A 13394-nucleotide genomic window follows, 5' to 3' on the forward strand; every position below is an offset into this window, starting at 1 on the left:
GGTGAGCCGGGAACGACCACCCCACCCCCACAATCCCAACGAAAAACCCCACCCTGAAACACAAACCACCCCAACCCGTGCAACTCAGGTCTGAAGCCCGTGCGCGGCCACGCCGACGGCGCCGCCGCAGCGCAAGGCTGCGGCGACGCCGTCGATCGAATGGGATGTGATGGGCGGGAGGCCTCACTGGTACAGGACCAGTGCGGCCCGGCCAGTCTCCGCCCTACTCGCCCCCGGAGGGATTCGGCTTGATCCACCACCACAGTCCCATGCCCGCGGCGATGGCCAGCAGGCCCAGGCCCGACCACAGGTTGGCGTTGATGCCGCCGGTCTTGTCCATCTCCTCGGCGCTGTTGAACAGGACCGAGCACACCACCAGGTAGAGGCCGATGAGCCCCAGAGCCCCGGTGATGACCGCCCGGATGTCCGTGAGTGAACGATTGCTCATGAGTGTTCTCCTTCGTGTGTCCGGGCCGGACTAGTGGAAGATGCTGTTGAGTACGATGACCATGACCCCGGCGATGATCCCCAGCGGGATCGGACGGCGGTACCAGGGCAGCTCGTGCAGGTGCGGGTCGGTGCGCTCGCTCTTGGGGGTCAGGGCGTAGACGAAGCCCTTGAGCTCGGAGTCGGGCTTCGGCCTCGTGGCCATGGAGACCAGCACCGTGGCGACGACGTCGACGGTGAAGGCCACGCCCGCCGCCAGGAAGGCGCCGCCCTGCCCTGGCATGACCAGGCGCTCGGTCCAGATGAGGATGTTGACCACCAGGGCGCCCAGGGTTCCGCTGATGAGGCCGATCCAACCGGCGTGCGGGGTGGCCCGCTTCCAGAACATTCCGATGATGAAGGTAGCGAACAGAGGCGCGTTGAACATCGAGAACAGCGTCTGGAGGTAGTCCATGAGGTTGGAGTAGCTCGACGCGATGATCGCGGTGAGGATCGCGACCACGGAGGCCGTCAGGGTCGAGAGCTTGCCGACCATGAGGTAGTGGGCGTCGTCGGCGTTCTTCTTGATGTAGTGCTGGTAGATGTCCACGCCCCACACGGTGTTGAAGGCTGAGATGTTCGCCGCCATGCCCGCCATGAAGGAGGCCAGTAGACCCGTGATCGCCAGCCCCAGCAGACCGTTGGGCAGCAGGTCGCGCATGAGGTAGAGGACCGCGTCGTTGAACTGGTATCCAGCCCCGGAATCTGCCTTGAGCTGTTGTATCTCGGAGACCATGACGCCGGCGACCATGCCCGGGACGATGACGAGGAAGGGTACGAACATCTTGACGAAGGTGCCGATGATCGGGGTCGACTGGGCCGAGGAGATCGAGTCCGAGGCCATGGCCCGCTGCACCTCGACGAAGTTCGTCGTCCAGTATCCGAAGGACAGCACGAAGCCCAGGCCGAAGACCAGGCCGACGACGGACAGCAGGTTGGAGTCGAACCCGGAGATCGAGTTGCCGGGCCAGGAGTGCAGCTGCTGAGCCGCGACCTTGGCTGCCTCGCCGGCGTCGTCGGGGTGGGCGGCCGTGGCAGCGGCAGTGATCTTGCTGGTCAGGCCGTGCCAGCCGCCCACGCGGTGCAGGCCGATGAGGGTCAGGGGCAGCAGGGCCGCCACAATGACGAAGAACTGGAGGACCTCGTTGTAGATCGCCGCGGAGAGCCCGCCCATGGTGATGTAGGAGAAGACGATGACGGCGGCCACGATGAGCCCCACCCACAGGGGCCATCCCAGCAGCCAGTTCATGATCTTGCCCAGCAGGTACAGGTTGATGCCGGCGATGAGCAGCTGGGCCAGGGCGAAGCTGAGCGCGTTGACCAGGTGCGCGGCGGTGCCGTAGCGCTTGAGCATGAACTCGGGCACCGAGCGCACCTTGGAGCCGTAGTAGAAGGGCATCATGATCAGACCCAGGAAGATCATGGCTGGGACCGCGCCGATCCAGAAGTAGTGGAAGGTCGGCATGCCGTACTGGGCACCGTTGGCGGACATACCCATGATCTCGACGGCGCCGAGGTTTGCCGAGACGAAGGCGATACCGGTCACCCAGGCCGGCAGGGAGCGGCCCGAGGTGAGGAAGCCATCGGCTGTGGCCGCCTTGGCGCGGGCGATGAGCCCGACGCCGATGACGAAGGCGAAGTAGATCGCGATGGGGATGTAGTCGTACCAGCGTGCGGCGATGAGTGTGCCGGGTGACGCTGACGAGGCTGATAAAGCGTTCAGCGTGGAGGACATCGGTGTACCTCTCAAGGGATAAGTGTTCACATGGGCAGGGTCGTTCATGCCCGCCCGGCAGGCTAACACAGTCCGTCCTGAGCAGGGCTTTCACGGCTGGCTGCACGCCAGGGAAGATCGTGCGAGTTCGCTGAGTGGGGTGCGTGTCCAGCCAGGCGCACCGGTACGTGAGCACGGCGGACGAGGACGGGTGACCGGCTGGTGGGCCCGCGGTGGGTAGAGTGCCCTCCATGACGCTGACTGCTGCTGCCGACGGCTCCTCCCTGGGCAACCCGGGACCGGCCGGCTGGGCCTGGTACGTGGACGACGACTGCTGGGCCGCTGGAGGCTGGGAGAGCTCGACCAACAACCGCGGCGAGCTCACCGCCGTCCTGGAGCTCCTGCGGGCCACCGAGGCCGCCGGGCTCGCCGGCGAGGAGCTCCTTATCCAGTGCGACTCCCAGTACGTCATCAACTCCCTGACCAAGTGGCGCCACGGCTGGAAGAAGTGCGGCTGGCGCAAGGCCGACGGCAAGCCCGTCCTCAACGCCGATCTCGTCAAGGACCTCGACGCCGCGCTTGCAGGTCGTACCGTGCGCTTCGAGTGGGTGCGCGGGCATGTCGGCCATCCCATGAACGAGGCCGCCGACTCCCGGGCCCGGGGCGCTGCCACCGCCTTCCAGCAGGGCCGCCCGGTGCCTGAGGGGCCGGGCTGGACCCGGGGCGGTCGGGCACCGGGGAATCGGGAGGCGCAGCAGGCGCCGAGTGCGACGTCGTCGAGCACCCCCGCTGCGCCGCAGACCGACGCCCTGTTCTGAGGGCGGAGGAACGGGGCACAGCGTCCGCAGGACCCCGGCGACCGCCTCTCACAGAAACGGCACAGGTCTGTCAAACACGTGGCATAAGGCCTCCCGCGAGGCTTACTGCCATGACGACGACGAGCCCCGCCCTCCCCGCTTCCCGCCCGACGATCCTGAACCGCCTGGCCGGCCTGCGCCGCCGCATCCCTACGGTCGTCCTCTTCGCCGCCGTGTCCTTCACCGGCTGGAGCGTCGACTACGCGCTGGTCCTCATCCTCAACTCGCTGACCGACTCGGTCCTCTACGCCGTCGTCGGAGCCCGGATCGTCTCCTGCGCCCTGGGCTTCCTGCTCAACCGGCGCCTGTTCGGGGCCGGCCCGGAGAACTTCTGGCGCTCGGCCGGTGGCTACGCGGCGGTCCAGGGCGGGGTGGCGGCGACGTCCTACGCCGGCATCGCGGTCCTCACCGGTGCCGGCGCGCCCCTGTGGCTGGCCAAGGTGCTGGTGGACTCCACGCTCTTCATCGTCAACTACCTGGCCCAGTCCCGCCTCGTCTATCGCGTCCCGGCGCAGCAGCCGGTCCCGGCCCCGGCCCTGGCCACCGCGGCCTGAGGGGACGGGGCGGAGGCTCAGGACTGGGCGTCGCGCATGAGGATGACAAGCTGGACCCGGTCGCGCAGGTCCAGCTTGGTCAGGATCCGGGTGACGTTCTTCTTGACCGAGTCCGGGGCCAGGACGAGGCGCTGAGCGATCTCCGCGTTCGTCAGCCCCTGGGCCACCAGGTCCGCCACCTCGCGCTCGCGGGGGCTGAGATCGTCGAGGCGCTGGCGTGCCGCGCGCTGACGGGGTGAGGCCACGGGGCTGAGCATGTGCCGGTTGAGCAGCTCGCGGGTGATGCGCGGAGTGAGGATCGCGTCCCCGGAGCTGACCGCCCGCAGCGCCTGGTGGAGGTCGGCCGTGCGGGTGTCTTTGAGCAGGAACCCTGAGGCGCCGGCCGACAGCGCCCCGAAGGCGAACTCGTCCTGGTCGTAGGTGGTCAGCACCAGGACCCGGATTGAGGGGTAGAGCTGGCAGATGCGGGCCGTGGCATCGATCCCGTTGAGCACCGGCATGCGCACGTCCATGAGGACGACGTCGGGAAGCGGCCGGCGCTCCTCAAGCAGGGCGGCGAGCTGGTCGAGGGCGTCCTGACCGTGGACGGCCTCGGCCGTGACCTGCAGGTCGTCGGCCCGGTTGATGATGAGGGACAGGCCCATGCGGGTGGCTCGCTGGTCGTCGACGATCATCACCGTGATCGGCCTGAGGTCGCTCGACGAGCTCGCGGTGCCTGACCTGGAGGGGGCGGATGGACTCACCGTGATGCACCTTCCGGGAAGGGGACGAGGGCGCGCACTACCCAGCCGGATGCACCCTCATAGGTCGTGGGGCCGGCGGACAGCGTGCCGCCGTGCCCACCGACCGCGGCGGCCAGGTTCGCCAGCCCGTGGCCGGCCGCCGCCGGTGCCTGAGACGAGTCCGGGAAGCCGTTTACGTGGCCTGGCTGAGCGGCGCGACCGTCGTCGGACACGGTGATCCGGGTGGCGGCCTGATCGTGGTCCAGGGAGACGACGACGCGCGTGGCGCCCTCTGCGTGGCGCATGACATTGGTCAGGGCCTCCCGGACGACGACGTAGACGACCTCCCCGAGGGCCTGACTGTCCACGGCGTCGAGGGGGCGCCTGCCGGTCTCGGTGAGAGCTGCACTGATACCGGTGGCTCTCACCGTGGTCAGCAGGTCGTCGAGCCGGTCCCAGCCGGCTGCGCCCGAGGGGGACTGCGGGCCCTCCGAGACTCGGCCGGTGAGGGGATCGGTGGTCTCGGCGTCGTCGGGGGAGGGGCCCGGTGCCGTCTGGAGTGAGGCGACGGCGCGTCGGGTGTCGGCCAGACCCTCGCGGGCCAGGGCGTTCATCATGTCAATGGCCTCATCTGTCTGTGGGCTGCCGCCGGCCCCCTGCATCCCCTCGGACAGGGCGATGATCGCGGTCAGGGCGTGGCCCACGGAGTCGTGGAGCTCGGCCGCCACCCGGGCCTGGTGGCGGGCGGCGTCGCGCTGGGCGACCAGCCGATGTTCGGCGGACTGTGCTGCCAGCTGGGCGTCCCCGTGTTCCAGGGCCTCCCGGCGTGAGCGGGAGATCGAGGCCACCGCGAGCACGAGGACCAGGATGAGGATTCCCGGGCTCAATGTGCTCACCTGCGGCCACTTGGCCAGTGCCGTGGGGACGAGGGTGCACAGCGCGCTGATGCTGAAGCCGATGATTCGGTCGCGGGTGGAGGCGGTGACGAGCAGGGCGTAGAGGGCCAGCATGGACAGCAGGTTGAGTCCGCCGCGCGGCCCCCACAGGTCGACGGCGCCCGAGGCCAGGCTCGTGACAATGACGACGGCGAGGGGCCAGTGGCGTCGGGCCACCAGTGAAGCGGCGAGCAGCAGGGCGACGATCACCCAGCCTCGCAGGGGCAGGTGCGGGTAGGTGTACGAGGCCACGTTCAGCACCATCAGCTGGAAGAGGCCCGCGGCCCCGGCCACCGCCCACAGGGTCAGAGCGCTGGTGCGCCACCACTGAGCCACCCGGTCCAGGAGGGTCCGTGGGACCCGGGAGACGTGTGCCGGCTCGGGCACTGCGGGAACGTGGCTCATGACTGTCGCCTCACTGCGCGGCGCAGAGCCAGGGCCAGCAGGGCCACCCACACCAGGCAGATGACGCCCTCGAATGCTGCGGCGCCCGGTGAGGCCACGTTGCCCGGGCTCATAGCGGACGTGGTTCGGGTCAGTGAGGCTGCGGGGTTGAGGACACTCAGCGGTCGGGCCGCGAGAAGCATCGCCATCCCCGCAATGGTGCTCAGCAGCACGGTGGACATCGTGGTGGCGAAGGACGTCATGACCGCGCCCAGCCAGGTGACGAAGGTGAGGATGACCCACATTCCCAGCGCGACGACGGCGAAGCGCGGCAGGTAGGCGACCAGACCCACCAGGTTGAAGCCCAGGGCGAGGCCCGTTACCGCGGTGGTCAGGGCCAGGACCGCGGTGGTGAGGACCGCGACCTGGAGCCCGTGCAGCAGCTTGCCCGCAACCATGGCGGTCTCCAGTCCGGTGGCGCTCATTCTCTGCCAGTTTCTTCCCTGGTGCTCACTGCTGGCGATCTGCGCGGCGAAGGCACCCAGCGCCAGCGGCAGGAACAGCATCGAGAGCAGGAGCGTGGACTGGGACCACGTGATCTCCCAGGTGGCGCCCTGAGCCTCGAACTGGCTGCGGTAGCTGCGGTACTGCAGGTAGCCGGACAGGGAGCCCAGGGAGCACAGGATGGTGACGGCGACCCAGTACCACCGGTTGGGGGCCTTGCGGTTCTCCCAGTACCAGGCGGCTCGCACCGACGGGCGGGACTGGGGAGCGGGTGGAGCAGACCGGCTCAGGATAGTCGGTTGCGGCGTCGTGGATGGGCCGGAGGGACCGGGGAGCGTTGACGGGTGCTGAGCGGGCCGGAGGGGCCGGCCTGCCGTGGAACGTGTGACTGGTGCGGTGGTGCTCATCGGTGATTCTCCTGGTGGACGATAACGAGGTGGGCGGCGACGGTCCACCCGACCGCGACCAGCGCGGCGAGCGCCGCCAGGGTCCACGGCTGGGACGCGAGTGTCATGTCGCCGATTTCCCGCATGGACTTGTAGGAGGCGACCGTGTCAATGGGGGTGGCGGCCGGAACGATGCCCCAGGGCAGCAGCCATGAGAACTTCCCGAGGTAGGCGTAGGGCAGGCTCTCGGCGATGAGACCGCCGATGGCCGCCACCCCCAGGCCGATGCCCTGCTTGTCGAAGCAGGTGGACAGCGTCAGCTGGACCGCGGAGATGGCCAGCGTTGAGCATGCCACCACCACTAGGGCAGGAGGCAGCGTGCGCCAGTAAGAGTCGGTGACGGTCAGCCCGATCGGGCCGGCCAGCACGGTGACAAGTGTGAAGAGGGCCGTCTCCATGCACAGGACCGTGAGGATCACGATGACCAGCTTGCCCCGGTAGCGGGTCAGGGCGCTCTGCCCCAGCGCGGTCATCAGCTGCCCCATGCGCTCCTCGGTGTCCACGGTGACGATGCGCGAGGCCAGGACCGCGGTGATGAGGGGCATGAGGAAGGCGATGATCTGGATGAACTCATCCAGGGCGAGCGTGGCGTGGCGTGCGGCAACCGGGCCGCTCGCCCGATGGGTGATGAGCATGCTGCACCATGCCAGGCACACGGCGGTGGCGCTGGCGGCGATGAGCCAGTAGCGCTTGCGGCGCAGCTTGCCCAGCTCGAGGGCCAGGGTGGTCCACGCCCTGCTCAGCGGAGAGATGGGGAGTGCGCGCGGCGCCGCCGGTCGCGTCGGGGGCTGTGTCAGGTGCTGTGTCGGTGGTGTTGGCTGCGCAGCCGTGGTGGCCGCCGGGCCCGCGGTACTCACTGGGGTGCTCATCGGTTCATCTCCTGAGAGGCGAGGGGCGGCTGGGTGGCCAGGACCGGCTCGGTCAGCTCCAGGAAGGCCTGCTCGAGGGTCTTGCGTACGGTCTGGACCCGGTAGACGGTCGTCCCGGAGGAGACGATGCGGGTGATGAGTTCGCCGACGACGTCGTCGGGCATCATGGGGGTGCACACGGCGCCGTCCCGCACCTCGTGGGTCACCCCGAGGGAGGTCAGGAGCGCGGCGACGGCCGTGGGCGAGGAGACGAGCAGCTCGATGACCCCCTCGTCGCGCAGTCCGGCCAGGGTGCCCTGATAGCGCAGGCGTCCGGCGCAGATGATGCCGACGGTGTCGGCCATCTGCTCGATCTCGGACAGGATGTGGGAGGAGACGATGATCGTCACGCCCTCCTGACGGGCCAGGGTGACGATGAGCTGGCGGATCTCGGCCACCCCGGCGGGGTCAAGCCCGTTGGTCGGCTCGTCCAGGAGCATGAGGGCCGGGTTCGACAGCAGCGCCATGGCCAGTCCCAAGCGCTGCTTCATGCCCATGGAGTAGTGCTTGACCTGCTTGTTCTCCTGCCCGACGAGGTTGACGGTGGCCAGGGCGTGCTGGACGCGGTTGGAGGCCAGCCCCAGGTAGGAGGCCACCATGGCCAGGTTCTCCTCGCCGGTCAGGCTCGGGTAGTAGGAGGGGCCCTCGATGAGGGAGCCGATGGTTCCCGGCGGCAGGGGATGGCGCTGGCTGACTGGGCGTCCCAGGACGCTCATGCTGCCCGACGTCGGGCGGGTCAGTCCCAGCAGGAGCTTCATCGTGGTGGACTTGCCGGCGCCGTTGGGGCCCAGGAAGCCGTAGATGCCGCCGGCGGGCACGGACAGGTTCAAGCCGTCGACGGCGTTGACACCGTTGTAGGTGCGGGTGAGTCCCTCCGTGACCACCACGAGTCCCTCCGAGGGGGAGGAGGAGGCTGGGGCGGGCACGGCGCCGGGCACTGCTGGGGCGGGCACGGCGCCGAGTGCTGCTGGGGAGGCCGTGGCCGGAACGAAGGGCGCGGCCGGTTGCCGAGCCGGTGCGGGAACCGGTGCGCTCTCGTTCATGGCTGCGGTCTGGGGCAGGGGTGTTGTGGGAGGGGCGGGGGGCCTTGGTGTGCTGGTGACAGGTGCGTTTCTCATGACTCCATGCAAGCCCCCGGGGCCTCGCGCGCGCACCGCCGTCGGCCGGTTTGTCCCCCCTGGGGGACGACGACGGTGCCGCAGCCTCCCCTGGTGGGGCGGCTGCGGCACCGCGTGATTGTCCGGGCCCGGCAGTGCTGGGCGTCAGATTCCTGTGCGCACTTCCGGGAGCGGCTCAGATGAGGGTGAGCGCCTGGCGTGCGATGGCGAGCTCCTCGTTGGTGGGCACCACGAGCACGGTGACCTTCGAGTCCGGGGTGGAGATGACGCGCGGCTCGTCGGAGCGGGTCTCGTTGACCCCCTGGTCGATCTTGACACCCATGAAGCCCAGGCGCTCGCCGAGCTCACGGCGCAGGTTCGCGTCGTTCTCGCCGATACCGGCGGTGAAGGTCAGGGCGTCCAGGCCGCCCATGACGGCGGTGTAGGCGCCCACGTACTTCACGAGCCGGTGCAGGTAGATGTCCATGGCCTCGCGGGCCTCCTGCTCACCGGCGCCGATGCGCTTCCACACCTCGCGCATGTCGTTGTCCCCGGCCAGGCCCTTCATGCCCGAGCCGCGGTTGAACAGGTGGTCGATCTCGTCGATGGACATGCCGGCCACGCGTGCCAGGTGGAAGACGGCGGCCGGGTCGATGTCTCCGGTGCGCCCGCCCATGACCAGGCCCTCCAGCGGGGTCAGACCCATGGAGGTGTCCACGGCGTGCCCGGCCACGACCGCCGAGGCCGAGGCCCCGTTGCCCAGGTGCAGGACGACCTGCTTGAGGTCGTCGCGCCCCAGGAACTCGGAGACCGCCCCGGAGACGAACTGGTGGCTGGTGCCGTGAGCCCCGTAGCGGCGGATGGAGTAGGTGTCGGCGACCTCGCGGTCCAGGGCGTAGCGGGCGGCCTCCTCGGGCAGGTCCTGGAAGAAGGCGGTGTCGAAGACGGCCACGTGCGGCACGTCGGACAGGAGGCGGCGCCCCACCTCGATGCCCTTGAGGTGGGCGGGGTTGTGCAGCGGGCCCAGCGGCACGAGCTGCTCGATCCGGGCCACGACGTCGTCGTCGATGAGAGCCGGGCCGGAGAAGTAGCGCCCGCCCTGGACGACCCGGTGGCCCACGGCCACGATGTGGGCGTCGGCCAGCGAGGGGCCCTGCTCCTCGAACAGGCGCAGCACCTCGGACAGGCCGAAGCCGTGGTCGGGGACCGGCTCGGTGATCTCGGTGCGCTCCTCGCCGTGCTTGTGGGTGATGGCGCCGGTCTCCTCACCGATGCGCTCCACCAGGCCCGAGGCGAGCGAGGCGCCCGAGTCGGGGTCGACCAGCTGGTACTTGATGGAGGAGGAGCCGGAGTTGATAACGAGGACGGTGCGCTGAGTCACGGGGTGCCTTTCAAGAACGGTCGGGGATGAACGCGGGGATGACTGGATGACTGATGCGGGTCCCGGGTGGGCCTCAGCGGCGTGGAACCGGGACCCGGCCCCACGCCGCTGAAGGGCTCAGCCCTGGGCCTGGACGGCGGTGATGGCGACGGTGTTGATGATGTCCTCCACCAGGGCGCCGCGCGAGAGGTCGTTGACCGGCTTGTTGAGGCCCTGTAGGACTGGGCCGATGGCGATGGCGCCCGAGGAGCGCTGGACCGCCTTGTAGCCGATGTTGCCGCTGGACAGGTCCGGGAAGATGAAGACGTTGGCCCGCCCGGCCACGAGCGAGTCCGGGGCCTTCTTGGCGGCCACGGTCGGGTCGATGGCGGCGTCGTACTGGATGGGGCCCTCGACGGCGAGGTCGGGCTCCTTGGCCCGCACCAGCTCGGTGGCCTCACGAACCTTGTCCACGTCCGCGCCCTTGCCGGAGGTCCCGGTGGAGAAGGACAGCATCGCCACGCGCGGCTCGACGCCGAACTGGCGGGCGGTGGCGGCCGAGGAGATGGCGATGTCGGCCAGCTCGGCGGCGTTGGGCTCGGGGTTGACGGCGCAGTCGCCGTAGACGAGCACCCGGTCCTGCAGGAGCATGAGGAAGACCGAGGAGACGATGGAGGTCCCCGGCTTGGTCTTGATGATCTGGAAGGAGGGGACGATCGTGTGGGCGGTGGTGTGGGCGGCGCCCGAGACCATGCCGTCGGCGTCTCCCATGTGGACCATCATCGTGCCGAAGTAGGACACGTCCTGGACCTTCTCGCGGGCCTGCTCGAGGGTGACGCCCTTCTTGGCGCGCAGGCGGGCGAACTCCTCGGCGTACTTCTCCAGCAGCTCGGGGTCGTTGGTGGCGACGACTCGGGCGGCGGCGATGTCCAGGCCCAGCTCGGTGGCGCGGGCCCGCACCGTGGTCTCGTCACCCAGCAGCACCAGGTCGGCGATGCCGCGGCGCAGGATGGCGTCGGCGGCGCGCAGGACCCGGTCGTCGTCGGGCTCGGGCAGGACGATGGTCTTGCGGTTGGTGCGCGAGCGCTCCACCAGCTCGGCCTGGAACATGATGGGGGTGACGACTTCGGAGGGCTCGACCTCCAGGGCCGACAGGAGGGCCTCGACGTCGGCCTCCTGCTCGAAGGTGGTCACGGCGACGTCGATCTTGCGCTCGGAGCCGTGGGCGAGCAGGCCCTGCAGGGAGCCGGCTGCGGAGGCGGCGGCGAAGGTGTCCAGCGGGGAGGTGATGACCGGGATGTTGACGTCAAGCCCCTCCAGGAGGCGCAGCGCGTGGGGCGCCACCTCGAAGCCGCCGTTGAGGATGAGACCCGACAGGATCGGGAAGCTCGATGATGCCTGGGCCGCCATGAGGGAGATGAGCATGGCGGAGCGGTCGGCCGGGACGATGGCGAGCTGTCCCGCGGTCAGGCGCTCCAGGACGTGGGAGACGTCCATGGCGCACACGAGGACGGACTCGGCCTCGCGGTCGAGGAGTGTCTCGTCACCGGCGATGAGGGTGCCCTCGACGGCGTCGAGCACCTCGCGCACCACCGGAGCCGCCAGCAGTGGCACCTCGGGCAGCGTGGTGGAGGTGATGCCCTCGATGGCGGTCAGTGCCTCGCCGACGGCCTGGCGGGTCTCGGGCAGGCACTTGTTGGCCACGACCGCGACGGTGCGGGCGTGGTTGTCGGCGATCTCGGCCATGGAGACCTCCACGGAGGCGACGACGTCCTCCACGTCATTCTGCCCGGAGACCACCAGCAGCACCGGGACGCCGATGTTGGCGGCCACCCGGGCGTTGAGGGCCAGCTCGGGGTTGCCGGCGACGTCGGTGAAGTCCGAGCCGTCGATGATGACGACGTCGTGCTCGCGCGCCATGGCCCGGTAGGCGTCGACGATGCGTGCCAGGGCCTCCTCGGGGTCGGCGTGGAACTCGTCCCAGGTCGCGCCGACGCACTGCTCGGGGGGAGTGGTGGAGCCGGCACGGTTCAGCAGGAGGCTGAGGAAGGCATCGCCCTCACGGCTCTCCACAAAGGGGCGGAAGACGCCGACCTTGGCGACCACCTTGGTCAGACAGGAGACCAGCCCGAGGGCCACCGTTGACTTCCCGGTTCCGGCGTTGGGTGAGGCGATGTAGATACTGCGCGCCACGTTAGGTCCTTCTCGCGTTGTCTTGGAGTCAGGGGCGCCGGCTCATTCCGGTGCCGTACGGGTCCGATTGTGCCCCCACCTGCGGGTCGTCTGCGACCAAAGGCCCGATCTCCGCCCGTCTTGTGATGTGGGAACGGGCACATACTCAGGTGCCGGCATAGGTGTCATAGGTGCTAGTCCGCCCGAGTGGTCGGCCGGTGGCCGGGTGTGGAGGGGATCGCAGTTCGCCCGGTCCCGGGGTCGACGTTCACTGCGATGCTCACCGCGACGTCGTCGGGGGACTGCCCCGGGGCGAGTCCTTCTCCGTGAGCGACCCAGACCGTGTAGGTCGACGACGGGTCGCCCGGCTGAGGAAGGAACAGAGCGACCGCCTGTCCGCCGCCGGCCTCCTGCGCGGCGGCGACGGCGCGATGCGGCCCGATGTCCTGAGCCTGGCCCGTGCTGGTCGGTCCCGCCGGGGACTGGTATCCGGTCATGGAGACCGGTGCGGCCGGCTGGGTGGGGCGGATGCTGAACGCACTGGCGTAGTAGCCCCACAGGAACAGCAGGGGAAGGAGGACCAGCCCGGCCGCCTTGAGCAGATCGGTGTCCCGGGACAGGCGCTGGGTGCGCCAGCGGGCTGACAGGGCGGTGCGTCGATAGCGCTGCAGCGGCCACCACGTGCGCAGCCCACTGACGGTCAGGACCGCGAGCACCACGCCCAGGGTGGCCACGACCAGCCCCCCGACGGTCAGGCCCCGGTGGCCGTCGCGCCAACCGGTGTGGGGGATCTCCTGGGACATCCAGCTCACGTGGCCGGGCCCTTGGCAGGTCAGCAGGCAGCGGTGCAGGTTGTCCAGGACGGAGACCCAGGTCGGGGTCGTCGAGGCACTGCTGGTCTCGTGCCCGGTGGAGGGATCAACGGCGTAGGTGGCCTGCTCGGTCCGCACCTCGACGACGTCGGTGTTCCACGTCGCCGACAGGACGGGCTCGTCGGGGTGGGCGTTCTTGATCGTCTCGACCGCCTGAGGCAAGGAGACCTGACTGGGGCTGGCGTCGCGGGTGGAGGCGGTCGGGTTCAATGAGCGCAGGATCTCCCCCTGGTGGGGCAGGAGCATGCCGCTGAGAGTGATGATGAGCATCCCGAGGCCGGCCGCCGCCGACAGCCAGCGGCGCACGAGGGCCATCGCCCGGCAGGTGCGGGAGGGAGGGGAGGGGAGGGGAGTGGCCGGGGGCTCCATGGCAGTCTTCATCG

The 13394-nt window shown here is 69.5% G+C and carries 12 protein-coding genes; 2 read left to right on the forward strand and 10 right to left on the reverse strand.

The features are described from left to right. Positions 1-223: 223 nt before the first annotated feature. Together FK267_RS11795 and FK267_RS11800 are read right to left on the reverse strand one after the other, a co-directional pair. Positions 224-448 carry a hypothetical protein gene (locus tag FK267_RS11795; protein WP_141407325.1) on the reverse strand — a complete coding sequence of 75 codons (225 nt, stop codon included), beginning with the start codon at positions 446-448 and terminating at the stop codon, positions 224-226. Between the two features lie 30 nt (positions 449-478). Then, on the reverse strand, positions 479-2221 hold the full coding sequence (locus FK267_RS11800) for a sodium:solute symporter family protein (protein ID WP_141407326.1): 1743 nt from the start codon (positions 2219-2221) through the stop codon (positions 479-481). 230 nt (positions 2222-2451) lie between these two features. Here FK267_RS11800 and FK267_RS11805 point away from each other — a divergent pair, with 230 nt between their 5' ends. Together FK267_RS11805 and FK267_RS11810 are read left to right on the forward strand one after the other, a co-directional pair. Continuing rightward, on the forward strand, positions 2452-3018 hold the full coding sequence (locus FK267_RS11805) for a ribonuclease H family protein (protein ID WP_141407327.1): 567 nt from the start codon (positions 2452-2454) through the stop codon (positions 3016-3018). 110 nt (positions 3019-3128) lie between these two features. After that, positions 3129-3611 (forward strand): GtrA family protein, encoded by a 483-nt coding sequence (locus FK267_RS11810; protein ID WP_141407328.1) that lies wholly within the window; start codon positions 3129-3131, stop codon positions 3609-3611. A gap of 17 nt (positions 3612-3628) precedes the next feature. Here FK267_RS11810 and FK267_RS11815 read toward each other — a convergent pair whose 3' ends face one another. From FK267_RS11815 to FK267_RS11850, 8 genes are all read right to left on the reverse strand, one after another. After that, positions 3629-4354, reverse strand: coding sequence for a response regulator transcription factor (locus FK267_RS11815; RefSeq protein WP_198498098.1), 726 nt, complete (start codon positions 4352-4354; stop codon positions 3629-3631). Further along, on the reverse strand, positions 4351-5673 hold the full coding sequence (locus FK267_RS11820) for a sensor histidine kinase (RefSeq protein ID WP_141407329.1): 1323 nt from the start codon (positions 5671-5673) through the stop codon (positions 4351-4353). The genes FK267_RS11815 and FK267_RS11820 overlap by 4 nt, the downstream gene beginning before the upstream one ends. After that, positions 5670-6563: an ABC transporter permease gene (locus FK267_RS11825; RefSeq protein ID WP_141407330.1), complete on the reverse strand. Its 894-nt coding sequence runs from the start codon at positions 6561-6563 to the stop codon at positions 5670-5672. The genes FK267_RS11820 and FK267_RS11825 overlap by 4 nt, the downstream gene beginning before the upstream one ends. Continuing rightward, entirely contained in the window at positions 6560-7471 is a 912-nt protein-coding gene (locus FK267_RS11830; protein WP_141407331.1) for an ABC transporter permease, read from the reverse strand. The genes FK267_RS11825 and FK267_RS11830 overlap by 4 nt, the downstream gene beginning before the upstream one ends. Beyond that, a complete protein-coding gene (locus tag FK267_RS11835) occupies positions 7468-8397 on the reverse strand; it encodes an ABC transporter ATP-binding protein (RefSeq protein ID WP_141407410.1) in 930 nt (309 codons plus the stop codon). The genes FK267_RS11830 and FK267_RS11835 overlap by 4 nt, the downstream gene beginning before the upstream one ends. 406 nt (positions 8398-8803) lie before the next feature. Beyond that, complete coding sequence (locus tag FK267_RS11840; RefSeq protein ID WP_141407332.1) at positions 8804-9988, reverse strand: acetate/propionate family kinase; 1185 nt, start codon at positions 9986-9988, stop codon at positions 8804-8806. Positions 9989-10105: 117 nt separating this feature from the next. Beyond that, entirely contained in the window at positions 10106-12160 is a 2055-nt protein-coding gene (pta, locus tag FK267_RS11845; protein WP_009405611.1) for a phosphate acetyltransferase, read from the reverse strand. 173 nt (positions 12161-12333) lie between these two features. Next, positions 12334-13380 carry a PepSY-associated TM helix domain-containing protein gene (locus FK267_RS11850; RefSeq protein WP_141407411.1) on the reverse strand — a complete coding sequence of 349 codons (1047 nt, stop codon included), beginning with the start codon at positions 13378-13380 and terminating at the stop codon, positions 12334-12336. Between the last annotated feature and the right edge of the window lie 14 nt (positions 13381-13394).

The sequence above is a fragment of the Actinomyces oris genome, assembly GCF_006546825.1.
GTDB lineage: Bacteria > Actinomycetota > Actinomycetes > Actinomycetales > Actinomycetaceae > Actinomyces > Actinomyces oris.